Genomic DNA, 22,790 nt, shown 5'->3' with positions numbered 1-22,790 from the left:
CGTCCCCGGCCCCGCAACCCGACGACGCCCCAGGCGATCGGAGACTGCCGCCATGCTCGACGACTCTCTGCTCGACAGGCCGGAGGCCCTCGCCGAGGCCGACCGCCGAGCCCTCCTGCGCGGCGCGGCCGAAGCCGGCGCCCGCGTCCGCACGGCCGCCCGGCACGCGGCCGAGGCCGGCGTCCACCAGCTCGAACCGGACGGCCGCCCCCGCGCGATCCTCATCGCAGGCCCCGGCGCCGCCGCCACCTGCGTCGCCGACCTCCTCGGCACCCTCGCCGGCGCCGCCTGCCCCGTCATCCGCCTGACACCCACCGGCGTCGCCCCCGCCGCAGGCGCCCTGCGCTGGGAACTCCCCGGCTGGGCAGGCTCCGTGGACCTCCTCCTCATCACCACCCCCGACGGCAGCGAACCCGGCCTCTCCCTCCTCGCCGAGCAGGCCTACCGCCGAGGCTGCACCGTCGTCGCCGTGGCCCCCGCCGCCACCCCCCTCACCGAGGCGCTCACCGCCACGCACGGCCTCTTCGTCCCGCTGGCCACCGCCCCGTACGAACAGGACGAACAGCCCCCCGTCGCGGCCTCCGCCCCCGGCGTCCTCTGGGCCCTCCTCACCCCCCTCCTCGCCCTCCTCGACCGCATCGCCCTGCTCTCCGCCCCGCCCGAGGAGATCGAGAAGGTCGCCGACCGGCTCGACCGCATCGCCGAACGCTGCGGCCCCGCCATCGCGACCTACAGCAACCCGGCGAAGACCCTGGCCGCCGAACTCGCCGACGCCCTCCCGGTGATCTGGACCGAAGGCACCTCGGCCGGCCCCGCGGGCCGTCGCTTCGCCGCCGCCCTCGCCGAACTCGCCGGCCGCCCCGCCCTCGTGGCCGAACTCCCCGAGGCCCTCGCCGAACACAACGCCCTCCTCGCCGGCCCCCTCGCCGCCAGCGCCGACCCGGACGACTTCTTCCGCGACCGAGTCGAAGAACCCCCCGCCCTGCACGCGCGCGTGGTGCTGCTGCGCGACCGCCCGATCGGCGGCCTCACCGCCGCCCCGGCCGCCCGCGAGCTGGCCCTCGGCCACGACACGCCGATCAGCGAACTCGAACCGGAGGCAGGCGACGAACTCGTCACCCTCGCCGAACTGATCGCCACCACGGACTTCGCCGCCGTCTACCTGGCACTCGCCTCAGGAGCCTGACGCACCCCCGACGGCTGACAGCCCGCCAACGACAGCCGACCGAGAACGCGCAGGCAGAGAGAACGGCAGAAAGAACCGCATGGACCGCCTCGACAACACCGTCCGCCCCTACGCCTGGGGTTCCCCCACCGCGATCCCGCACCTCCTCGGCCTCACGCCGACCGGCGAACCGCAGGCCGAGATGTGGATGGGCGCCCACGCGGGCGCACCCTCGCGCACCGACCGGGGCACCCTCGCAGAGGTGATCGGGGCCGACCCGCGACGCGAACTCGGCGAGCGGACCGCCGCCAAGTTCGGCCCCCGCCTCCCCTTCCTCCTCAAGATCCTCGCCGCCGGCGCCCCCCTCTCCCTCCAGGTCCACCCCGACCTGGAACAGGCCAGGGAGGGATACGAGGACGAAGAGCGCCGCGGCATCCCCGTCGACGCCCCGCACCGCAACTACAAGGACGCCAACCACAAGCCCGAACTCATCTGCGCCCTCACCGAGTTCGACGGCCTCTGCGGCTTCCGCGCCCCGGCACACACCGCCGACCTCCTCGACGGCCTAGGCGTCGACTCCCTCAAGCCGTACGTCGACCTCCTGCGCGCCCACCCCGAAGAGGCCGCCCTGCGCGAGGTCCTCACCGCGATCCTCACCGCCGACCGCGCGGAGACGGCCCACACGGTCACCGCCGCCGCGACCGCCTGCGACCGCCTCGGCGGCGACTACGCCCCCTACGCCGGCATCGCCCACCAGTACCCCGGCGACCCCGGCGTCATCGCCGCCATGCTGCTGAACCACGTCCGACTCCAGCCCGGCGAGGCCCTGTTCCTCGGCGCCGGCATCCCGCACGCCTACCTCAGCGGCCTCGGCGTCGAGATCATGGCCAACTCCGACAACGTCCTGCGCTGCGGCCTCACCCCCAAACACGTCGACGTCCCCGAACTCCTGCGCATCGTCCGCTTCGAACCCGGCGACCCCGGCGTCCTGCGCCCGGAGGCGTCCCCCGACGGCGAAGAGCTCTACGACACCCCGGTCGACGAGTTCCGCCTCTCCCGGTACGTCCTCACGAAGGGCGGCGACGCCCACGACCTGACGCTCGCCACCCCGCAGATCCTGCTCTGCACGGCCGGCACGGTCCTGGCCGGAGAGCACGATCTGACACCCGGCCGGTCGGTCTTCGTCCCGGCCGGCGAGAAGGCCGAGGTCTCCGGTGAGGGAACCCTCTTCCGAGCCACTGTGATTGTCTGACCGGGCTTGTGGATACCTGACGCGGTGTCGCCCCGGAGGGCTGCAAGAATGGCCCACCGGCAAAGCCCGGGCAAAGACCCGGCCGACGAACCGGACAGACGAAGGCGAAGGGACAACGCGAACACATGAGCGCGTCAGGCGGCACCAAAGCGATCGTGGCGGCACTCGGGGCCAACCTCGCGATCGCGGCATCGAAGTTCGTGGCGTTCGCCTTCAGCGGCTCGTCGTCGATGCTCGCCGAAGGCGTGCACTCGCTCGCCGACTCCGGCAACCAGGCCCTGCTCCTCATCGGCGGCAAGAAGGCCCAACGCGAAGCGACCCCGCAACACCCCTTCGGCTACGGCCGCGAACGCTACATCTACGCCTTCCTCGTCTCCATCGTCCTCTTCTCCGTCGGCGGCATGTTCGCCGTCTACGAGGGCTACGAGAAGATCAAGCACCCGCACGAGATCGAGCACTGGTACTGGCCGGTCGGCGTCCTCGTCTTCGCGATCATCGCCGAGGGCTTCTCCTTCCGCACCGCCATCAGAGAGTCCAACGAGCTGCGCGGCTCGCTCTCCTGGTCGCAGTTCGTCCGCCGCGCCAAGGCACCCGAACTGCCCGTCGTCCTCCTCGAGGACTTCGGCGCGCTGATCGGTCTCGTCCTCGCCCTCGGCGGCGTCGGCCTCGCCCTCATCACCGGCGACGGCATCTGGGACGGCATCGGCACGCTCTGTATCGGCATCCTCCTCATCCTCATCGCCCTCGTCCTGGCCGCCGAGACCAAGTCCCTGCTCCTCGGCGAGGCCGCCGGCCTGGAAGACGTCAAGAAGATCGAGGCCGCCATCGTCGACGGCGACACCGTCACCGGCCTCATCCACATGCGCACCCTCCACCTCGGCCCCGAAGAACTCCTGGTCGCCGCCAAGATCGCCGTCCAGCACGACGACACGGCCACCCAGGTCGCCACCGCCATCAACGCCGCCGAGACCCGCATCCGCACCGCCGTCCCCATCGCCCGAGTCATCTACCTCGAACCCGACATCTACAGCGAGACCGAGGCCGCCAAGGGCCCCGACCCCGAGGCCACCCCGGGCGGCCCCACCCAGTCCCCGACCGAACACTGACCGGCGCGCTCCGACCGGAGGCGGACTGGGGCAGCCCACGCCTCCGGTGTAGCTTGGAACGGAGCCAGACGTCGCTGCTGATGGCGGTCGGGCGGTCCCACTGCGGACCGACCGAGGGAGAGAGGGCCTCCGACGGACTGCGCTGTGCGTACTGCGGTCATGCCCGGGTCCCCTTGGGGCACCCCTCGGGCACTCCTGTGTCCGCAGCCGCGCAGACCAGCCCTACCCACTCTCGCGAACCGACCCCCGAGGAGCAGCACCCCATGACGACTGTCGACAACCGACAGGACTTCAAGGTCGCCGACCTCTCCCTGGCCGCCTTCGGCCGCAAGGAGATCACCCTCGCCGAGCACGAGATGCCGGGCCTCATGGCGATCCGCAAGGAGTACGCCGAAGCCCAGCCCCTCGCCGGCGCCCGCGTCACCGGCTCCCTGCACATGACCGTGCAGACCGCCGTCCTCATCGAGACCCTGGTCGCCCTCGGCGCCGAGGTCCGCTGGGCCTCCTGCAACATCTTCTCCACCCAGGACCACGCGGCCGCCGCCATCGCCGTCGGCCCGAACGGCACGCCCGACAACCCCCAGGGCGTCCCGGTCTTCGCCTGGAAGGGCGAGACCCTGGAGGAGTACTGGTGGTGCACGGAGCAGGCCCTGACCTGGCCGAACACCCCCACCGGCGGCCCCAACATGATCCTCGACGACGGCGGTGACGCCACCCTCCTCGTCCACAACGGCGTCAAGTACGAGAAGGACGGCAAGGTCCCCTCCGTCGACACCGCCGAGAACGACGAACACCGCGTCGTCCTCGAACTCCTCAACCGCACCATCACCGACGGCTCCCAGAAGTGGACCCAGCTCTCCTCGGAGATCCGCGGCGTCACCGAGGAGACCACCACCGGCGTCCACCGCCTCTACGAGATGCAGCGCGACGGCGCCCTCCTGTTCCCGGCGATCAACGTCAACGACGCCGTCACCAAGTCGAAGTTCGACAACAAGTACGGCTGCCGCCACTCCCTCATCGACGGCATCAACCGCGCCACCGATGTCCTCATCGGCGGCAAGACCGCGGTCGTCTGCGGCTACGGCGACGTCGGCAAGGGCTGCGCCGAGTCCCTCCGCGGCCAGGGCGCCCGCGTCATCGTCACCGAGATCGACCCCATCTGCGCCCTCCAGGCGGCGATGGACGGCTACCAGGTCACGACGCTGGACGAGGTCGTCGACAAGGCCGACATCTTCGTCACCACGACCGGCAACAAGGACATCATCATGGCCGCGGACATGGCCAAGATGAAGCACCAGGCCATCGTCGGCAACATCGGCCACTTCGACAACGAGATCGACATGGCCGGCCTGGCGAAGATCCCGGGCATCGTCAAGGACGAGGTCAAGCCCCAGGTCCACACCTGGAAGTTCCCCGACGGCAAGGTCATCATCCTCCTGTCCGAGGGCCGCCTGCTGAACCTGGGCAACGCCACCGGCCACCCGTCGTTCGTGATGTCCAACTCCTTCGCGGACCAGACCCTGGCCCAGATCGAGCTGTTCACCAAGCCCGACGAGTACCCGATCGGCGTCTACACGCTGCCCAAGCACCTTGACGAGAAGGTCGCCCGCCTTCACCTCGACGCCCTCGGCGTCAAGCTGACGACCCTCCGCCCCGAGCAGGCCACGTACATCGGCGTCGAGGTCGACGGCCCCTACAAGTCGGACCACTACCGCTACTGAGTCCGCAGCCCGTAACCCGTAGCGCGTAGTCCGCAGCACCTCAGAGACAGGCCCCCGCACCCCCGTGCCGGGGGCCTGTCCCGTCACATCCCAGGACCCCGATGCCCCGCGGCCGATATTCGCTCCACGATCCGCACGATCACACCCCCCTCGCACACGAGCACTTCCACTGCGCCCCCGGCCCCTCCGGCTGGCGCTACGTCTCCCAGCTCACCACCCCCGCCGGCGAACACACCGGCTCCGTCGACCTCACCCTCGACGACCTCGGCCGCCCCCTCCGCCTCGAACTCCACGCACGCAGCTGGCAGGTACGCGGAGCAGCCCTGGACGGCGTCACCTGGGTCCGCACCGACCCCACCGGCACCCACGCCACAGAAGGCAACGTCCCCGCCCACGCCTTCACCGGCACATCCCCCGCATTCCTCATCGCCACCACCCGACTCCTACGCCTCACCCCCTCCTCCTCGGCAACCCGAGTACGCCTCGTCGCCTTCACCGAACCGGTCCTCGCCCCACGCACCGTGGACCAGTCCTGGGCCTTACTCAAAAGAGAAGCACACACCACTGACAACGGCCCCCTGACCGTGGACGAATACCAGGTCACAGCCCTGGACACAGGCGAACAGCACACCGTGCACATCGCCGGCGACGTCGTCCTCTCAGCCCCCGGCATCGAACTCGAAGACCTCGAAACACCCCCGTCGACCTTCGCCTGACCACACCCGGACAGCCAGCCCTACGCCGGCGGCACGAACCCGGTACCCGGCCCCTCCCCCCGATCACCGGACCACTCCTCCACAGGCACCACAGGCCGAACCCCGTACGACGCCGGCGGACCGTCGGCCCCCACCGCACCGCCCACAGCCCCGCCGCCACCGTCCCCCACAGGCCGCCTCGCAACCGGACCGCTCCCGAAGGCCCGCCGCGCCTCCCGGACCTGCCGCTCCTGCACCACCGCCGCCAGATACGCGGCCGACCACACCCCCTGGGGCACCGGAACCCCCGTACGCGCCGCGAGATCACCGGCCAGCCGCTCCGCCATCGCCCAGCCGACCTGCGGATCCAGCTGGTTCATCCGCCCCAGGTACTGGCGGACCGCCAGCCACAGCCCGTCCGGCACCGCCGAAAGATCCAGTCCCTGGAACTGACCGGCGAGCCAGGGCGGAGGCGGCGGCACGAAACCGGAACGCGCCTCAGGCACCCGCTCCCGCACCACCAGCGTCCCCGCGAAGACATCACCGAGCCGTCGCCCCCGAGCCGACACGAGCGACGCGATACAGGCCACCACCCCGATCGTCAGCAGAATCTCGACCGCACCGAGCGCGCCCCGCACCAGCGCGTGCCGGAACCGGATCGGCCCACCGTCGTCCCGCACCACCCGCAACCCGCACGCCATCTTCCCGAGCGACCGGCCATGACTGAGCGTCTCCACCGCGATCGGCCCACCCACCAGCACCAGCAGGAACGCGGCGATCGACAGCGCGACCTGCGCCGCCTCGTCCAAGGAAGCCGTCGCCGCCACCAGAACGACGCTCACGACGATGTACGCCACGAAGGCCACGACCAGGTCCAGCAACGTGGCCAACGCCCGGCTGGGCAGCCTGGCAGGCCGCAGCTCCAGCGCCACCGCCTCACCCGTCACCAGCTCACTCACGTCCGACGTCCCTTCCCTGGCCTGCCCCGAGAACGGCCAGTCTGCCAAGCTGAGGGCACACCGCGCGCCAGTGCGACGAGCTGATATCCACCACCGGCCGCCGACGAACAGCCGAGGAGCAGGCACACCGATGGACCTCGACGTCTTCGTCTCCGCCCACCGGGCCGAATGGGACCGCCTCGACGCCCTCCTGCGCCGCCGGCGCAGCCTCACCGGCGCCGAGACCGACGAACTCGTCACCCTCTACCAGCGCACCGCCACCCACCTCTCCCTGATCCAGTCCAGCGCCCCCGACCCCCAGCTCACCGGCCGGCTGACCCAACTCGTGGCACGCGCGCGTAGCGCGGTCACAGGCACCCGACGCGCCTCCTGGCGCGACGTGACCCGCTTCCTCACACAGGGCTTCCCCGCCGCGGTCTACAGGTCGCGCCACTGGTGGATACCGACCGCGCTCCTCTCCATCGCCGTAGCGGCTCTCCTGGGCTGGTGGATCGGCACCCACCCGGAAGTGCAGTCCTCCATAGCCGCCCCCGACGAACTCCGCGAGCTCACCCGCCCCGGCGGCCTGTACGAGACGTACTACTCGAGCCATCAGGCAGCGGCGTTCGCCGCCCAGGTCTGGACGAACAACGCGCAGGCCGCCGCGATGTGCCTGGTCCTGGGTGTCTTCCTAGGCCTACCGGTCCTCTGGGTCCTCTTCCAGAACATGCTCAACCTCGGCATCGGAGCCGGCCTGATGTCCTCGGCCGGCCGACTCGACACCTTCCTCGGCCTCGTCCTCCCACACGGCCTGCTCGAACTGACAGCGGTCTTCGTCGCAGCCGGCACGGGACTCCGCCTGGGCTGGACGGTCATCGACCCGGGCCCCCGTACCAGGCGAACCGCCCTCGCCGAAGAAGGCCGAGCCGCGGTCGGTATGGCCATCGGCCTGGCCCTGGTCCTCTTCGTCTCGGGCGCCATCGAAGGCTTCGTCACCCCGTCAGGCCTGCCCACCTGGGCCCGCATCACCATCGGCATCGCAGCCGAACTGGCCTTCCTCGCATACGTCTACGTCCTCGGCGGCCGGGCTGCCCGCGCCGGAGCCACGGGTGACGTCGAGGTGGCCGAGCGCAGCGCCACGGTGCCGACAGCCGCCTGATGTGCGGACGGCCCCGTTCAACTGCTAGTCTCCTCCTCGCCCCGCAAAAGCCGTTGACACGGAGTGCGTGGGGAGGTAGATTTGAACAGTTGCCTGGAACTGGACGCAGTCCGGTCGGCAGCAGTTAGTATCTGCCAGCCTCTTGAATCTCTGATTCCACAGGGGCTCCCCGATAAGTCGGAAATGAATGGCCGGTCAGACCGGCTCGAAACTTCTGATAAAGTCGGAACCGCCGGAAAGGGAAACCGCGAAAGAAAAGCGGGAACCTGGAAAGCACCGAGGAAATCGGATCGGGAAACGGTCTGATAGAGTCGGAAACGCAAGACCGAAGGGAAAAGCCCGGAGGAAAGCCTGAGAGAGTCTCTCGGGTGAGTACAAAGGAAGCGTCCGTTCCTTGAGAACTCAACAGCGTGCCAAAAATCAACGCCAGATATGTTGATACCCCGTTCCCGGCAGTGATAGCCGGGGATGAGGTTCCTTTGAAACAAAACACAGCGAGGACGCTGTGAACGGCCGGGCTTATTCCGCCTGGCTGTTCCGCTCTCGTGGTGTCGACCCGCGCTTTTAATTAAGCATAGTCGGGAAAACATTCACGGAGAGTTTGATCCTGGCTCAGGACGAACGCTGGCGGCGTGCTTAACACATGCAAGTCGAACGATGAAGCCTTTCGGGGTGGATTAGTGGCGAACGGGTGAGTAACACGTGGGCAATCTGCCCTTCACTCTGGGACAAGCCCTGGAAACGGGGTCTAATACCGGATGATACTTCCACTCGCATGGGTGGGGGTTGAAAGCTCCGGCGGTGAAGGATGAGCCCGCGGCCTATCAGCTTGTTGGTGAGGTAATGGCTCACCAAGGCGACGACGGGTAGCCGGCCTGAGAGGGCGACCGGCCACACTGGGACTGAGACACGGCCCAGACTCCTACGGGAGGCAGCAGTGGGGAATATTGCACAATGGGCGAAAGCCTGATGCAGCGACGCCGCGTGAGGGATGACGGCCTTCGGGTTGTAAACCTCTTTCAGCAGGGAAGAAGCGAGAGTGACGGTACCTGCAGAAGAAGCGCCGGCTAACTACGTGCCAGCAGCCGCGGTAATACGTAGGGCGCAAGCGTTGTCCGGAATTATTGGGCGTAAAGAGCTCGTAGGCGGTCTGTCACGTCGGATGTGAAAGCCCGGGGCTTAACCCCGGGTCTGCATTCGATACGGGCAGACTAGAGTGTGGTAGGGGAGATCGGAATTCCTGGTGTAGCGGTGAAATGCGCAGATATCAGGAGGAACACCGGTGGCGAAGGCGGATCTCTGGGCCATTACTGACGCTGAGGAGCGAAAGCGTGGGGAGCGAACAGGATTAGATACCCTGGTAGTCCACGCCGTAAACGGTGGGAACTAGGTGTTGGCGACATTCCACGTCGTCGGTGCCGCAGCTAACGCATTAAGTTCCCCGCCTGGGGAGTACGGCCGCAAGGCTAAAACTCAAAGGAATTGACGGGGGCCCGCACAAGCAGCGGAGCATGTGGCTTAATTCGACGCAACGCGAAGAACCTTACCAAGGCTTGACATACACCGGAAACGGCCAGAGATGGTCGCCCCCTTGTGGTCGGTGTACAGGTGGTGCATGGCTGTCGTCAGCTCGTGTCGTGAGATGTTGGGTTAAGTCCCGCAACGAGCGCAACCCTTGTTCTGTGTTGCCAGCATGCCCTTCGGGGTGATGGGGACTCACAGGAGACTGCCGGGGTCAACTCGGAGGAAGGTGGGGACGACGTCAAGTCATCATGCCCCTTATGTCTTGGGCTGCACACGTGCTACAATGGCCGGTACAAAGAGCTGCGAAACCGTGAGGTGGAGCGAATCTCAAAAAGCCGGTCTCAGTTCGGATTGGGGTCTGCAACTCGACCCCATGAAGTCGGAGTTGCTAGTAATCGCAGATCAGCATTGCTGCGGTGAATACGTTCCCGGGCCTTGTACACACCGCCCGTCACGTCACGAAAGTCGGTAACACCCGAAGCCGGTGGCCCAACCCCTCACGGGGAGGGAGCTGTCGAAGGTGGGACTGGCGATTGGGACGAAGTCGTAACAAGGTAGCCGTACCGGAAGGTGCGGCTGGATCACCTCCTTTCTAAGGAGCATCTAGGCTGCCGGGCTTGCCCGGTGGTCCAGGGCCATTACGTCGGCGTATGTCCGACGGTGGTTGCTCAAGGGTGGAACGTTGATTATTCGGCCGGTTTCCGGGTCGGAGGCTGCAAGTACTGCTCGTAAGGGTGTGGAAAGCATGATCTTCGGGCGGGGGTTGGTCGGGCACGCTGTTGGGTGTCTGAGGGTATGGCCGCAAGGTCTGTCTTCAGTGCCGGCCCCAGTGCACTCCGACCCGGTGAGGGTTGGGGGTGATGGGTGGCTGGTCGTTGTTTGAGAACTGCACAGTGGACGCGAGCATCTGTGGCCAAGTTTTTAAGGGCGCACGGTGGATGCCTTGGCACCAGGAACCGATGAAGGACGTGGGAGGCCACGATAGTCCCCGGGGAGTCGTCAACCAGGCTTTGATCCGGGGGTTTCCGAATGGGGAAACCCGGCAGTCGTCATGGGCTGTCACCCATACCTGAACACATAGGGTATGTGGAGGGAACGCGGGGAAGTGAAACATCTCAGTACCCGCAGGAAGAGAAAACAACCGTGATTCCGGGAGTAGTGGCGAGCGAAACCGGATGAGGCCAAACCGTATGCGTGTGAGACCCGGCAGGGGTTGCGCATACGGGGTTGTGGGATCTCTCTTTCACAGTCTGCCGGCTGTGAGGCGAGTCAGAAACCGTTGATGTAGGCGAAGGACATGCGAAAGGTCCGGCGTAGAGGGTAAGACCCCCGTAGCCGAAACGTCAACGGCTCGTTTGAGAGACACCCAAGTAGCACGGGGCCCGAGAAATCCCGTGTGAATCTGGCGGGACCACCCGCTAAGCCTAAATATTCCCTGGTGACCGATAGCGGATAGTACCGTGAGGGAATGGTGAAAAGTACCGCGGGAGCGGAGTGAAATAGTACCTGAAACCGTGTGCCTACAAGCCGTGGGAGCGTCGGAGTGCATGCTTGCATGCATTCTCGTGACTGCGTGCCTTTTGAAGAATGAGCCTGCGAGTTTGCGGTGTGTTGCGAGGTTAACCCGGGTGGGGTAGCCGTAGCGAAAGCGAGTCCTAATAGGGCGTTTGAGTAGCACGCTCAAGACCCGAAGCGGAGTGATCTAGCCATGGGCAGGTTGAAGCGGAGGTAAGACTTCGTGGAGGACCGAACCCACCAGGGTTGAAAACCTGGGGGATGACCTGTGGTTAGGGGTGAAAGGCCAATCAAACTCCGTGATAGCTGGTTCTCCCCGAAATGCATTTAGGTGCAGCGTCGTGTGTTTCTTGCCGGAGGTAGAGCACTGGATAGGCGATGGGCCCTACCGGGTTACTGACCTTAGCCAAACTCCGAATGCCGGTAAGTGAGAGCGCGGCAGTGAGACTGTGGGGGATAAGCTCCATGGTCGAGAGGGAAACAGCCCAGAGCATCGACTAAGGCCCCTAAGCGTACGCTAAGTGGGAAAGGATGTGGAGTCGCAGAGACAACCAGGAGGTTGGCTTAGAAGCAGCCACCCTTGAAAGAGTGCGTAATAGCTCACTGGTCTAGTGATTCCGCGCCGACAATGTAGCGGGGCTCAAGCGTACCGCCGAAGTCGTGTCATTGCAGCATATAGGGCCAACGCCTGCTGTGATGGGTAGGGGAGCGTCGTGTGCCGGGTGAAGCCGCGCCGGAAGGCAGTGGTGGACGGTTCACGAGTGAGAATGCAGGCATGAGTAGCGATACACACGTGAGAAACGTGTGCGCCGATTGACTAAGGGTTCCTGGGTCAAGCTGATCTGCCCAGGGTAAGTCGGGACCTAAGGCGAGGCCGACAGGCGTAGTCGATGGATAACCGGTTGATATTCCGGTACCCGCTGTGAAGCGTCAAACATTGAATCAGGCGATGCTAAGTCCGTGAAGCCGTTCCGGACCCTTCGGGGAATGGAAAGTGGTGGAGCCGACGGACCAGACTTGTAGTAGGTGAGTGATGGGGTGACGCAGGAAGGTAGTCCATCCCGGGCGGTGGTTGTCCCGGGGTAAGGGTGTAGGCCGTGCGATAGGCAAATCCGTCGCACATTAAGGCTGAGACCTGATGCCGAGCCGATTGTGGCGAAGTGGATGATCCTATGCTGTCGAGAAAAGCCTCTAGCGAGTTTCATGGCGGCCCGTACCCTAAACCGACTCAGGTGGTCAGGTAGAGAATACCGAGGCGTTCGGGTGAACTATGGTTAAGGAACTCGGCAAAATGCCCCCGTAACTTCGGGAGAAGGGGGGCCATCACTGGTGAGGGGACTTGCTCTCCGAGCTGGGGGTGGCCGCAGAGACCAGCGAGAAGCGACTGTTTACTAAAAACACAGGTCCGTGCGAAGCCGTAAGGCGATGTATACGGACTGACGCCTGCCCGGTGCTGGAACGTTAAGGGGACCGGTTAGTCACATTTCGGTGTGGCGAAGCTGAGAACTTAAGCGCCAGTAAACGGCGGTGGTAACTATAACCATCCTAAGGTAGCGAAATTCCTTGTCGGGTAAGTTCCGACCTGCACGAATGGCGTAACGACTTCTCGACTGTCTCAACCATAGGCCCGGTGAAATTGCACTACGAGTAAAGATGCTCGTTTCGCGCAGCAGGACGGAAAGACCCCGGGACCTTTACTATAGTTTGATATTGGTGTTCGGTTCGGCTTGTGTAGGATAGCTGGGAGACTTTGAACTCTGGACGCCAGTTCAGGGGGAGTCGTCGTTGAAATACCAGTCTGGTCGTGCTGGATGTCTAACCTGGGTCCGTGATCCGGATCAGGGACAGTGTCTGATGGGTAGTTTAACTGGGGCGGTTGCCTCCTAAAGAGTAACGGAGGCGCCCAAAGGTTCCCTCAGCCTGGTTGGCAATCAGGTGTTGAGTGTAAGTGCACAAGGGAGCTTGACTGTGAGACCGACGGGTCGAGCAGGGACGAAAGTCGGGACTAGTGATCCGGCGGTGGCTTGTGGAAGCGCCGTCGCTCAACGGATAAAAGGTACCCCGGGGATAACAGGCTGATCTTCCCCAAGAGTCCATATCGACGGGATGGTTTGGCACCTCGATGTCGGCTCGTCGCATCCTGGGGCTGGAGTCGGTCCCAAGGGTTGGGCTGTTCGCCCATTAAAGCGGTACGCGAGCTGGGTTTAGAACGTCGTGAGACAGTTCGGTCCCTATCCGCTGCGCGCGCAGGAATATTGAGAAGGGCTGTCCCTAGTACGAGAGGACCGGGACGGACGAACCTCTGGTGTGCCAGTTGTTCTGCCAAGGGCATGGCTGGTTGGCTACGTTCGGGAGGGATAACCGCTGAAAGCATCTAAGCGGGAAGCCTGCTTCGAGATGAGTATTCCCACCCCCTTTGAGGGGTTAAGGCTCCCAGTAGACGACTGGGTTGATAGGCCGGATGTGGAAGCCCAGTAATGGGTGGAGCTGACCGGTACTAATAGGCCGAGGGCTTGTCCTCAGTTGCTCGCGTCCACTGTGTTGGTTCTGAAACCACGAACAGCCCCACACCCCCTTTGGCCGGGGTGTGGTGCGGCTGAAACAGTTTCATAGTGTTTCGGTGGTCATAGCGTGAGGGAAACGCCCGGTTACATTCCGAACCCGGAAGCTAAGCCTTACAGCGCCGATGGTACTGCAGGGGGGACCCTGTGGGAGAGTAGGACACCGCCGAACAATCATTCCGGTAAACCCCCGCACCATCATGGTGCGGGGGTTTTCTGCGTTCACGATTATTTTTTGACGGGCTCTTCCTCCGGAGAGCCCGTTTTGCGTTAGAGGCGTCCTGCTGCTTTTAGTGCCAGATAGGCGTCTGCCAGTGCCGGGGCAAGTTCGTTCGGTGTTGCGTCGACGACGGTGACGCCGTGCCGGCGGAGCTGTTCGGCCGTGCGGTGGCGTTCGGACTGGGCCTGGGCGGCGGCTGCGGCCTCGTACACGGCGTCGGCATTGCCGCGGGAGGTGGCCATGCGGGCGATGTGCGGGTCGGCGACCGAGGCCACCAGGACCGTGTGGCGTTGGGTGAGCTGAGGGAGGACGGGGAGGAGGCCCTCCTCGACCGGGGCGGCGTCGAGCGTGGTCATCAGGACGATGAGGGAGCGGCGGGGAGCCGTGCGGAGCACTGCGGCGGCGAGGCCGCGGGCGTTCGTCTCGACCAGCTCGGGTTCGAGGGGGGCCATGGCGTTGACCAGGGACGGAAGGACGTCGCGTGCCGTTCGGCCCTGGACCAGGGCGCGTACTCGGCGGTCGTAGGCGAGGAGGTCGACTCGGTCGCCGGCGCGGGATGCCAGGGCGGCGAGGAGCAGTGCCGCGTCCATCGCGGCGTCCAGGCGGGGAGCGTCGTCGACGCGGCCTGCTGAGGTGCGGCCCGTGTCGAGGACCAGGAGGATGTGCCGGTCCCGTTCGGGCCGCCAGGTGCGGACCGCGACCGTGGAGTGGCGGGCTGTGGCGCGCCAGTCGATGGAGCGGGTGTCGTCGCCGGGAACGTATTCGCGCAGGCTGTCGAACTCTGTGCCCTCGCCGCGGGTGAGGACGCTGGTGCGGCCGTCGAGTTCGCGCAGGCGAGCCAGTTTCGACGGGAGATGCTTGCGGCTCGTGAACGGGGGGAGGACGCGTACCGTCCAGGGGATCTTGTGGGTGCCTTGGCGGGAGAAGAGGCCGAGGGGGCCGTAGGAGCGGATGGTGACGCGGTCGGTCTGGTGGTCGCCGCGGCGGGTGGGGCGTAGGCGGGTGGTGATGCGGCGGCGTTCTCCGGGCGGGATCGTGAGGCGGTGGCGGGAGGCTTCTGTCTCCGTTCCCGGTTGCCAGCTGCTGGGGGGCCAGGCGTCGCGGAGGTGGGCGCGCAGAGGGCGGCGGGACGGGTTGGTGAGGGTGAGGGTGATGTCCGCCGGGTCGCCCAGGCGGGCCGTGGTGTCGCCGGAGCGGGTCAGGCCCAGTCGGCGTACAGGGGCTGCCAGGGCGAAGTCGCAGGCGCAGGCCACGGCCAGGGGGGCGTTGACCGCGAGGATGCCCGTCCAGCCGGGGTCCCAGATGCCGACGGGGAGGGAGGCGAGGGCCGCGAGGAGTGCGGTGCGTCCGGTGAGGGCCATCAGCGGGGGACGGGGACGTGGGTGAGGATCGCGGTGATGACGGAGTCGGCGGTGACGCCTTCCATCTCGGCCTCCGGGCGGAGCTGTACGCGGTGGCGGAGGGTGGGGAGGGCGAGGGCTTTGACGTCGTCGGGGATGACGTAGTCGCGGCCGGTGAGCCATGCCCACGCGCGTGCTGTGGCCAGGAGGGCGGTCGCGCCTCGCGGTGAGACGCCCAGGGTGAGGGACGGGGACTCGCGGGTGGCGCGGCAGATGTCGACGACGTAGGCCGTGATCTCGGGGGAGATGGTTGTTTTGGCGACGGCTGTGCGGGCGGCTTCGAGGTCGGCCGGGCCTGCGACGGGGCGCACGCCGGCGGCGTGCAGGTCGCGTGGGTCGAAGCCCTCGGCGTGGCGGGTGAGGACGTCGATCTCCTCCTGGCGGGAGGGGAGAGGGATCGTCAGTTTGAGGAGGAAACGGTCCAGTTGGGCTTCGGGGAGGGGGTAGGTGCCCTCGTACTCGACGGGGTTCTGGGTCGCCGCGACGAGGAACGGGTCGGGGAGGAGGCGGGGGGTGCCGTCGACGGTGACCTGGCGTTCCTCCATGGCTTCGAGGAGGGACGACTGGGTCTTCGGCGGGGTGCGGTTGATCTCGTCGGCGAGGAGGAGGTTGGTGAAGACCGGGCCGGGCTGGAAGGAGAACTCGGCGGTGCGGGCGTCGTAGACGAGGGAGCCGGTGATGTCGCTCGGCATGAGGTCGGGGGTGAACTGGATGCGCTTGGTGTCGAGTTCGAGTGCGGAGGCGAGGGCGCGGACGAGCAACGTTTTGGCCACTCCGGGGACTCCTTCCAGGAGAACGTGTCCGCGGCAGAGGAGGGCGACGACGAGGCCGGTCACAGCGGGGTCCTGGCCGACCACGGCCTTGGCGATCTCGGCGCGCAGGGCTTCCAGGGAGGCTCGGGCCCGGCCCGGATCCCCGATGCTCCCGGCGTTGTCAGTGGTCGGGTCCATCATGGACGGCGTACCTCTCTTTCGAGGGCGTCGAGTTGGTCGGCGAGGGCGATCAGGGCCGCGTCGTCGCCGGGCGGCGGGCCGAAGAGGAGGGAGTGCAGGGCGTGTCCGTCGCCGTGGAGGTGGGCGGACAGGGCGGGGAGCAGGGCTTCGGGCGCGTGCGCCTGGGTGACGGGGACGCCTAGGAGAGGGGCGAGGCGGGTGCGGGTGGTGGAGCGAAGAGCGGCGGCGGCGCGGTCGCGGGCGCCGGCCTTGCGGTAGAGGCGGGCGCGGCCTTCGACGGTTTCGGAGGCGCGGATCGCCACGGGGAGTTTTTCGGGCACGAGGGGGCCGAGGCGACGGGCCCGCCAGAGGGCGGCGAGGGCTGCCGCGACGAAGAGCTGCAGTGTGCCCCAGAGCCAGCCGGAGGGGAGCAGATCGAGGAAGTCCTTTTCGTCGTCCGGGTTGGCGGCGGTGGTGTCGGAGAGCGAGGGGAGGTACCAGACCAGATGGGTGCGGGAGCCGAGGAGTTGGAGGGCGAGCGAGGCGTTGCCCTGCTTGTCGAGACGGTTGTTGAAGAGGATGTCGGGCGCGCCGAGGACGACGGTGTCGCCGTCTCCGGTGGTGTCCGGGACGCGCAGCAGGGTGGCCAGGCGCTCGCTGGGGTAGCACTCGTCGGCGTCGAGCTGGTGGGTGGTGTAGCGGATGCCGCCGGTCTGCGCGGTGCCGGCGCTGCGGGCGGCGGGCAGGGCGCAGTCGGGGGAGAGCGTGGAGCCGCGGCCGTTGGCCGGGTCGGCGGTCACGCCGGGGGCGAGGGTGCCCACGGACGGGCTGCCGGGGGCGACGAGGACGGTGCGGCCGCCGGAGCCGGCGATCGCCGCGTGCAGCTCCTTTTGTTGACGCTCCGTCAGGAGGTCGGGGGCGGCGACCAGGAGGGTGGTGTCGGGGCCCGCCGCGGTGCGGGCTTCGGCCAGGGTGGCGACCACGCGGGTGGACACACCGCGGTCGGCGAGGAGTTCGGCGACGGCGCGGCTGCCGTAGGGGTCGGCGGAGCGTGGGTCGAGGGCGCCGTGACGGGCGTCGGACTGGAGCGCGGCGAGCGTGACGGCCCCGGCCAGGAGCAGCACGAGCGCGAGGGTGAGTCCTCGCGCGCGGGTCCACAGCCGCAGGGCGGTGGGGGAGGCAGAGGTGGAGGAGGCCGAGGTGGAGGTGGCGGGGAGCGTGGCCTCGGTCGTCATTCGGCGGCTCCCTGGCGGGCGGTGTGGGCCGCGGTGTGGGTGCTGTTCGCCGTGAGTCGGGGCTTGGTGCGTTCGAGGTCGAGGTCGAGTTCGGCGATGTGCCGGTACGACTGCCCGGTCGCGCGGCGGCCGCCGTATGTCACGTCGTCGAAGTCGCGGGCGGCGGTGCGCAGTCGGTCGGTGTGGGCGGGCAGGGTGCGTCCGGCGTCGGCGGCGGCTTCGTCGGCGGTGCGGCCGGGGCGGGCGTCGAGGAGGGCGCGTTCCTCCAGGGAGCGGACGATGGCGCGCATGCGTTCCTGGACGGCCTGGTTCCAGTGGCCCTGGGCGGCGTGCGCCTCGGCCGTCGCCCGGTGTTCGGCGGCGCTGCGGGGGCGGTCGTCGAACAGGGCGGCGGTGGAGGAGGGTTGGCGGCGTGGGGTGCCCAGGCGCCACCACAGGGCGCCCACGACGGCCGCGACGGCGAGGACGACGACCAGGAGGCCGAGCGTGCCGCCGGGGGTGGCGGTCGAGGCGGTGGCGAACAGGTCGCCGATCCAGTCCCACAAGGTGTCCAGGGCGCGCTGGAGCAGGCTGGGGTCGTTCTGGTGGTACAGGTCCTTGGACAGCTCGCGGCGGACCGCCTCCCGCGCGGGGTCACGGGGGACGGTCACCGGCGGCGCGTCGCCGGAGCGGGCCAGTGACAGCACGGTGCCGTCGCCGCCCGCCCGCAGCAGTGTTGCTACGGCTCTGTCGGCGGCGCGGGAGAGGGTCGCCGGGAGCGCGTCGGTGATCGCGTCGGTGATGCCGGACATCCCGGGCAGCGCCTGTACGGGCAGGCTGCCCGGGAGCGGTACCGCTGTGAGAACTCCCCCCGCCGGGCTCACCGCATCAGCTCCCCGGGGTCGTGCCGGGAGCGGGGGAGCCGTAGTCCTGGAGGCCTGCGGCGCGGGCCAGGTCGAGGTCGAGGGCCTCGCGGCGGATGCGCTGGTCGACGTAGAGCAGCACGAAGACGCCCGCCACGATCGGGAAGGTGACCATGGAGCCGATGACCGAGCCGACGCCGCTGACGATCAGGTAGGTCCAGCCGAAGTCGCCGCCGCCCGCCTCGACCACGCCGCCGACACCGCCGTCGCTGAGGGCGGCGCCGACGAGGACGAAGGGGACGACGACGATCATCGCGATGATGTTCGCGATGATCACGGCGAGCAGTTCGATGCCGAAGACGCGCCACCAGGAGCCGCGGGTGAGCTTCGCGGAACGGCCGAGGGCCTTCTTGATGCCCTGCTTCTCCAGCATCAGCGCGGGCGAGGCGAGGGAGAAGCGGATCAGCACCCACAGCCCGACGACGATCGAGCCGAGGACGCCGAAGGCCGTGAGCGCGCCGCCCACGGCGGTGCTTCCGGCGGCGGTCACGAGGGCGCCCGGCAGCAGGCACGCGAAGGCGGCGCCCGCGGTGATGAGCATCACCAGGAAGATCAGACCGAACAGCCTGGGCACCTGGGGGCGGGCGTCGCGCCAGGCCTCCCTGAGCGTGACGGGTTTGCCGAGCACCGCGCGGCTGGTGACGGCCGTGAGCAGGGCGGTCGCCGTGATGGTGCCGAGGAGCGTGATGAGGAGGACCGGGCCGGAGGCGCGCAGGGCGTCGCTCATGGCGTCGAGCTGCTCGTCGACGGTGGCGCTGCGGTCGCCGAGCGCGGTCGTGTCCGTGGCGCCTTCGAGGATCAGGCCCTGCAGCAGGACGACGAAGACCTGGGTGACGACCGCGACGGTCAGCGAGATGCCCAGGACCGTGCGCCAGTACGTGCGCATGGTGGCGACGGCGCCGTCGAGGATCTCGCCCACGCCGAGCGGGCGCAGCGGGATCACGCCGGGCTTCGCGGCGGGCGGGGGGCCGCCCCAGCCGGTACCCCAGCCGCCGGGAGCGCCGTAACCGCCGTAGCCGCCTTGTCCGGGCTGTCCGCCGTAGCCGCCGTGTCCGCCGGGGCCTGCGGGGCCGCCGGGGTGGCCGGCACCCGGTCCGGTGGGCGGGTGGGTGCTCCAGCCCGGGCCGGGCGGTGGGGGCGGCGGTGGGGTCTGGCCGGGGTTCTGGGGGCCTGTGGGCGCGGACCACTGGGCGGGTGGCGGCTGTTCCTTGGACCACTTCGCGCCGGGGCTCGGTGGGTTCGCGCCCGGCTGGTCCACGGGCTGCGGGCCGGAGGGCTCGGCGGGGTGGGACGCGCCGGGCTCCTGTCCGTCGGACGGGGCGGATCCGGGCGAGGCCCAGCCCGGAGTGTCTTTCATCGTCGCTCCTTCAGCGTGCCCGTCCGCGGTCGCGGCGGCAGGTTGGGAGCCATCGTGCCATGGGGGCCTGGTCGGGGGACCGGCCGCGGTACGGGCTGGACACCTGGCCGCATCCCTGGCTGCCCGCCCTCCATGGTCCGCCGGATCGTGGGCAGACTCACCACATGGCTGATCAGTACGCGCGACCCGGCGAGGACAAGGGGCCGCCGGCCCAGACACCGGCGATCCGTTGGGAGGAGCTGCCCGAAGGTCCCGTACTGGTCGTTCTCGACCAGACGAGACTGCCGGCCGAAGAAGTCGAACTGGTGTGTACGGACGCGTCCGTGCTGGTGGAGGCGATCCGCTCGCTGGCCGTGCGGGGAGCGCCGCTGCTCGGGATCGCCGGAGCGTACGGCGTCGCGCTCGCCGCCGCGCGCGGCTTCGACGTGGACGAGGCCGCGAACGCGCTGGCGGGCGCCCGGCCCACCGCGGTGAACCTGTCCGTCGGCGTGCGCCGGGCCCGGTCCGCCTACCGGGCGGGAGCCGTTCGGGGCGGTGATCCGGGGCAGGGTGCGCGGGCGGCGCTGGCGGCCGCGCGGCAACTGCACCGGGAGGACGCCGCGGCCAGTGCCCGGATGGCCGGGCACGGGCTGGCGCTCCTCGACGAGCTGCTGCCCGGCGGCGGGCACCGTGTCCTCACGCACTGCAACACCGGTTCGCTGGTGTCGGGCGGGGAGGGGACCGCGTTCGCGGTGGCGCTCGCCGCGCACCGGGCGGGACGGCTGCGCCGGCTGTGGGTGGACGAGACGCGTCCGCTGCTGCAGGGCGCCCGCCTCACGGCGTACGAGGCGGCGCGCAACGGCATGGCGTACACCCTGCTGACGGACAGCGCGGCGGGCTCGCTGTTCGCGGCGGGAGAGGTGGACGCGGTGCTGATCGGCGCGGACCGGATCGCGGCCGACGGGTCGGTGGCGAACAAGGTGGGGAGTTATCCGCTCGCGGTGCTCGCGCGCTACCACCATGTGCCGTTCATCGTGGTGGCGCCGGTGACGACGGTGGATGCGCGGACGCCGGACGGGGCGTCGATCGAGGTGGAGCAGCGTCCCGGGTTCGAGGTGACGGAGGTCATGGCGGCCCAGGCGCCGGTGACGGGAGCGGGAGGAGGGATTCCGGTGGCGCCCTTGGGGACGCAGGCGTACAACCCGGCGTTCGACGTGACGCCGCCCGAGCTGCTGACGGCGATCGTCACGGAGGAGGGCGCGATATCGCCGGTGACGGCCGATGCGCTGGCCGAACTGTGCGGCCGGGCACGCCAGGACGGGGACCCGGACTGACCGTACCCGGACTGCCCTGGCCCGGACTGACCTGACCGGCCGTCGGCGTCTGTGTGAACCGGAGTGCGGTGCTACGAGCGGGCGGGCTGGCCGGCGATCAGCAGGGTCGTGCCGGCGGGGCGGAAGCCGAGGCGGGCGTAGATGCGGGCGGCGGTCTCCTCCGCGTAGGCGAGGAAGATCGTGTCGACGCCGTGGTCGCGGGCGTGGCCGACCAGCGCCGCTGTCACGGCGGCGGCCAGACCCTGGCGGCGGGCGGAGGGCAGGGTGCCGACGCCGCCGATCTCCGTGGTGCCGGTCGCCGGGTGGTAGTGGCCGGTCGCGAGCGGGGTGCCGTCCGGGGCGAGGGCGGCGACGAGCGTCTTGTGTCCGGCGCGAAGCGTGGGGCGGACGGCGGCCACCGTGCCGTCCTCGGCCAACTCCGCGGCCAGCCTCGACAGTTCCGTACGGTCCGACGCGCCGGCCGTCGGGGTGGGCGGCTGGGCGAAGGCCAGACGGGGGAGGGCGAGTGCGGCGGGGAGCGCGGGGTCGTCCTCGGTCAGCGCGCGAAGGGTCACACCGTCCGGCAGGGGCTGCGGAGGGAGCGGGTGGTGGGGTGGGAGGAGCATGAGCGGGCGTCGTAGCACCGAGAGGCCTGCGGCCTCGATACGGGCGCGCAGCGCCGGCGCCGACTCGGCGAGCCATTCGAACGCCTCCGGCACACCGAGTTCGCGCTGGCGGGCCCGCACCCGGGCGATGTCGGCGGAGCCGACGGAAGCCGCGCCCGCCGCGGTGGGCTGGGCGTGGCCGGGGCCGCCGTAGTACGGGGCGCCCGGCTCCCGCCGTACGAACAGGCGCAGCGGGCCGAAGTCCTCGGCGTCGGCGAAGAGGAGGGGCACGGTGGCGTAGTACCGCTCGATGCGGTCGCGCGACGGGTCGCTCATGCGGCGCATCCCACCACCGGAAGGCGGTACCACGCACCGGGGTTTTTCCGTCGGCGTAGCTCCCGGCGGCGGTCGCCGGGACCGGTGTCCGGGGGCCGGGGCAGACAGTGACCGTCGCGTACGACTATCGTCACGGGCCAGTGACCCTGCTCACCAGCGCCTCTGTCACTGTTACGAGAATGGGATGATGTCGTTTATGAAGGGACGAGTCCTTGTCGTCGACGACGACACCGCACTGGCCGAGATGCTCGGCATCGTGCTGCGTGGTGAAGGTTTTGAGCCGTCTTTCGTAGCCGACGGTGACAAGGCGCTGGCTGCTTTCCGTGAGGCGAAACCCGACCTGGTGCTGCTGGACCTGATGCTGCCCGGCCGGGACGGCATCGAGGTGTGCCGCCTGATCAGGGCGGAGTCCGGGGTGCCGATCGTGATGCTCACGGCGAAGAGCGACACCGTCGACGTGGTCGTCGGCCTCGAGTCCGGCGCCGACGACTACATCGTGAAGCCGTTCAAGCCGAAGGAGCTGGTCGCCCGGATCCGGGCCCGGCTGCGCAGGTCGGAGGAGCCGACGCCCGAGCAGCTCGCCATAGGCGACCTGGTCATCGACGTGGCCGGGCACTCCGTGAAGCGGGACGGGCAGTCGATCGCGCTGACACCGCTGGAGTTCGACCTGCTGGTCGCGCTCGCGCGCAAGCCCTGGCAGGTGTTCACCCGCGAGGTGCTCCTCGAGCAGGTGTGGGGCTACCGGCACGCCGCCGACACCCGCCTGGTCAACGTGCACGTCCAGCGGCTGCGCTCCAAGGTCGAGAAGGATCCCGAGCGGCCCGAGATCGTGGTGACCGTCCGTGGCGTCGGATACAAGGCAGGGCCCAGCTGAC

The 22,790-nt window shown here is 68.5% G+C and carries 15 protein-coding genes and 3 rRNA genes; 11 read left to right on the top strand and 7 right to left on the bottom strand.

Going from position 1 to position 22,790, the window contains the following annotated elements; all coding sequences use genetic code 11:
- Positions 1 to 52: 52 nt before the first annotated feature.
- From OG352_RS17000 to OG352_RS16980, 5 genes are all read left to right on the top strand, one after another.
- Positions 53 to 1,186 carry an SIS domain-containing protein gene (locus OG352_RS17000; protein WP_329217895.1) on the top strand — a complete coding sequence of 378 codons (1,134 nt, stop codon included), beginning with the start codon at positions 53 to 55 and terminating at the stop codon, positions 1,184 to 1,186.
- A gap of 79 nt (positions 1,187 to 1,265) precedes the next feature.
- Positions 1,266 to 2,417: a mannose-6-phosphate isomerase, class I gene (gene manA, locus OG352_RS16995; protein WP_329217894.1), complete on the top strand. Its 1,152-nt coding sequence runs from the start codon at positions 1,266 to 1,268 to the stop codon at positions 2,415 to 2,417.
- A gap of 125 nt (positions 2,418 to 2,542) precedes the next feature.
- The gene (locus tag OG352_RS16990; RefSeq protein ID WP_329217893.1) at positions 2,543 to 3,523 is read left to right on the top strand and encodes a cation diffusion facilitator family transporter; all 981 of its coding nucleotides are present in this window, start codon (positions 2,543 to 2,545) and stop codon (positions 3,521 to 3,523) included.
- A 263-nt stretch (positions 3,524 to 3,786) separates the two neighbouring features.
- The gene (gene ahcY, locus OG352_RS16985) at positions 3,787 to 5,244 is read left to right on the top strand and encodes an adenosylhomocysteinase (protein WP_329217891.1); all 1,458 of its coding nucleotides are present in this window, start codon (positions 3,787 to 3,789) and stop codon (positions 5,242 to 5,244) included.
- A 101-nt stretch (positions 5,245 to 5,345) separates the two neighbouring features.
- The gene (locus OG352_RS16980) at positions 5,346 to 5,960 is read left to right on the top strand and encodes a hypothetical protein (RefSeq protein ID WP_329217889.1); all 615 of its coding nucleotides are present in this window, start codon (positions 5,346 to 5,348) and stop codon (positions 5,958 to 5,960) included.
- 20 nt (positions 5,961 to 5,980) lie between these two features.
- Here the strand turns inward: OG352_RS16980 and OG352_RS16975 are convergent, their stop codons facing one another.
- Entirely contained in the window at positions 5,981 to 6,898 is a 918-nt protein-coding gene (locus OG352_RS16975; protein ID WP_329217887.1) for an RDD family protein, read from the bottom strand.
- A 130-nt stretch (positions 6,899 to 7,028) separates the two neighbouring features.
- On the opposite strand from OG352_RS16975, the gene OG352_RS16970 reads away from it, so the two are divergent.
- The 4 genes from OG352_RS16970 (at position 7,029) to rrf (ending at position 13,808) form a co-directional block, all read left to right on the top strand.
- Positions 7,029 to 8,036 carry a stage II sporulation protein M gene (locus OG352_RS16970; RefSeq protein ID WP_329217885.1) on the top strand — a complete coding sequence of 336 codons (1,008 nt, stop codon included), beginning with the start codon at positions 7,029 to 7,031 and terminating at the stop codon, positions 8,034 to 8,036.
- A gap of 589 nt (positions 8,037 to 8,625) precedes the next feature.
- Positions 8,626 to 10,152, top strand: a 16S ribosomal RNA gene (locus OG352_RS16965).
- Between the two features lie 319 nt (positions 10,153 to 10,471).
- Positions 10,472 to 13,596: ribosomal RNA gene (locus OG352_RS16960) — 23S ribosomal RNA — on the top strand.
- A 95-nt stretch (positions 13,597 to 13,691) separates the two neighbouring features.
- Positions 13,692 to 13,808 (top strand): 5S ribosomal RNA (rrf, locus tag OG352_RS16955).
- The 16S, 23S and 5S rRNA genes sit together here, the layout of an rRNA operon.
- Positions 13,809 to 13,906: 98 nt before the next feature.
- On the opposite strand, the gene OG352_RS16950 is transcribed toward rrf, so the two are convergent.
- Genes OG352_RS16950 through OG352_RS16930 form a run of 5 tightly spaced genes read right to left on the bottom strand, consistent with a single transcriptional unit; the run spans position 13,907 to position 19,682 of the window.
- Positions 13,907 to 15,217: a DUF58 domain-containing protein gene (locus tag OG352_RS16950; protein ID WP_329217883.1), complete on the bottom strand. Its 1,311-nt coding sequence runs from the start codon at positions 15,215 to 15,217 to the stop codon at positions 13,907 to 13,909.
- On the bottom strand, positions 15,217 to 16,206 hold the full coding sequence (locus tag OG352_RS16945; RefSeq protein ID WP_329217882.1) for an AAA family ATPase: 990 nt from the start codon (positions 16,204 to 16,206) through the stop codon (positions 15,217 to 15,219). Before OG352_RS16945 ends, OG352_RS16950 begins: the two co-directional genes overlap by 1 nt.
- Positions 16,206 to 17,423, bottom strand: coding sequence for a DUF4350 domain-containing protein (locus OG352_RS16940; protein ID WP_329217880.1), 1,218 nt, complete (start codon positions 17,421 to 17,423; stop codon positions 16,206 to 16,208). Before OG352_RS16940 ends, OG352_RS16945 begins: the two co-directional genes overlap by 1 nt.
- Complete coding sequence (locus tag OG352_RS16935; RefSeq protein WP_443072291.1) at positions 17,420 to 18,286, bottom strand: DUF4129 domain-containing protein; 867 nt, start codon at positions 18,284 to 18,286, stop codon at positions 17,420 to 17,422. The genes OG352_RS16940 and OG352_RS16935 overlap by 4 nt, the downstream gene beginning before the upstream one ends.
- A 4-nt stretch (positions 18,287 to 18,290) precedes the next feature.
- Positions 18,291 to 19,682: a glycerophosphoryl diester phosphodiesterase membrane domain-containing protein gene (locus tag OG352_RS16930; RefSeq protein WP_329217878.1), complete on the bottom strand. Its 1,392-nt coding sequence runs from the start codon at positions 19,680 to 19,682 to the stop codon at positions 18,291 to 18,293.
- Between the two features lie 164 nt (positions 19,683 to 19,846).
- On the opposite strand from OG352_RS16930, the gene mtnA reads away from it, so the two are divergent.
- Positions 19,847 to 20,995 (top strand): S-methyl-5-thioribose-1-phosphate isomerase, encoded by a 1,149-nt coding sequence (gene mtnA / locus OG352_RS16925; RefSeq protein WP_329217877.1) that lies wholly within the window; start codon positions 19,847 to 19,849, stop codon positions 20,993 to 20,995.
- A gap of 71 nt (positions 20,996 to 21,066) precedes the next feature.
- Here mtnA and OG352_RS16920 read toward each other — a convergent pair whose 3' ends face one another.
- A complete protein-coding gene (locus OG352_RS16920) occupies positions 21,067 to 21,915 on the bottom strand; it encodes a GNAT family N-acetyltransferase (protein WP_329217875.1) in 849 nt (282 codons plus the stop codon).
- A gap of 184 nt (positions 21,916 to 22,099) precedes the next feature.
- Between OG352_RS16920 and mtrA the strand changes: the two genes are divergently transcribed.
- The gene (mtrA, locus tag OG352_RS16915; protein WP_218159018.1) at positions 22,100 to 22,789 is read left to right on the top strand and encodes a two-component system response regulator MtrA; all 690 of its coding nucleotides are present in this window, start codon (positions 22,100 to 22,102) and stop codon (positions 22,787 to 22,789) included.
- Position 22,790 lies beyond the last annotated feature (1 nt).

The sequence above is a fragment of the Streptomyces sp. NBC_01485 genome, from assembly GCF_036227125.1.
Taxonomy (GTDB): Bacteria; Actinomycetota; Actinomycetes; order Streptomycetales; family Streptomycetaceae; genus Streptomyces.
The sequence above is the reverse complement of the archived record's forward strand: the minus strand, read 5'-3'. Positions and strand labels throughout refer to the sequence as shown.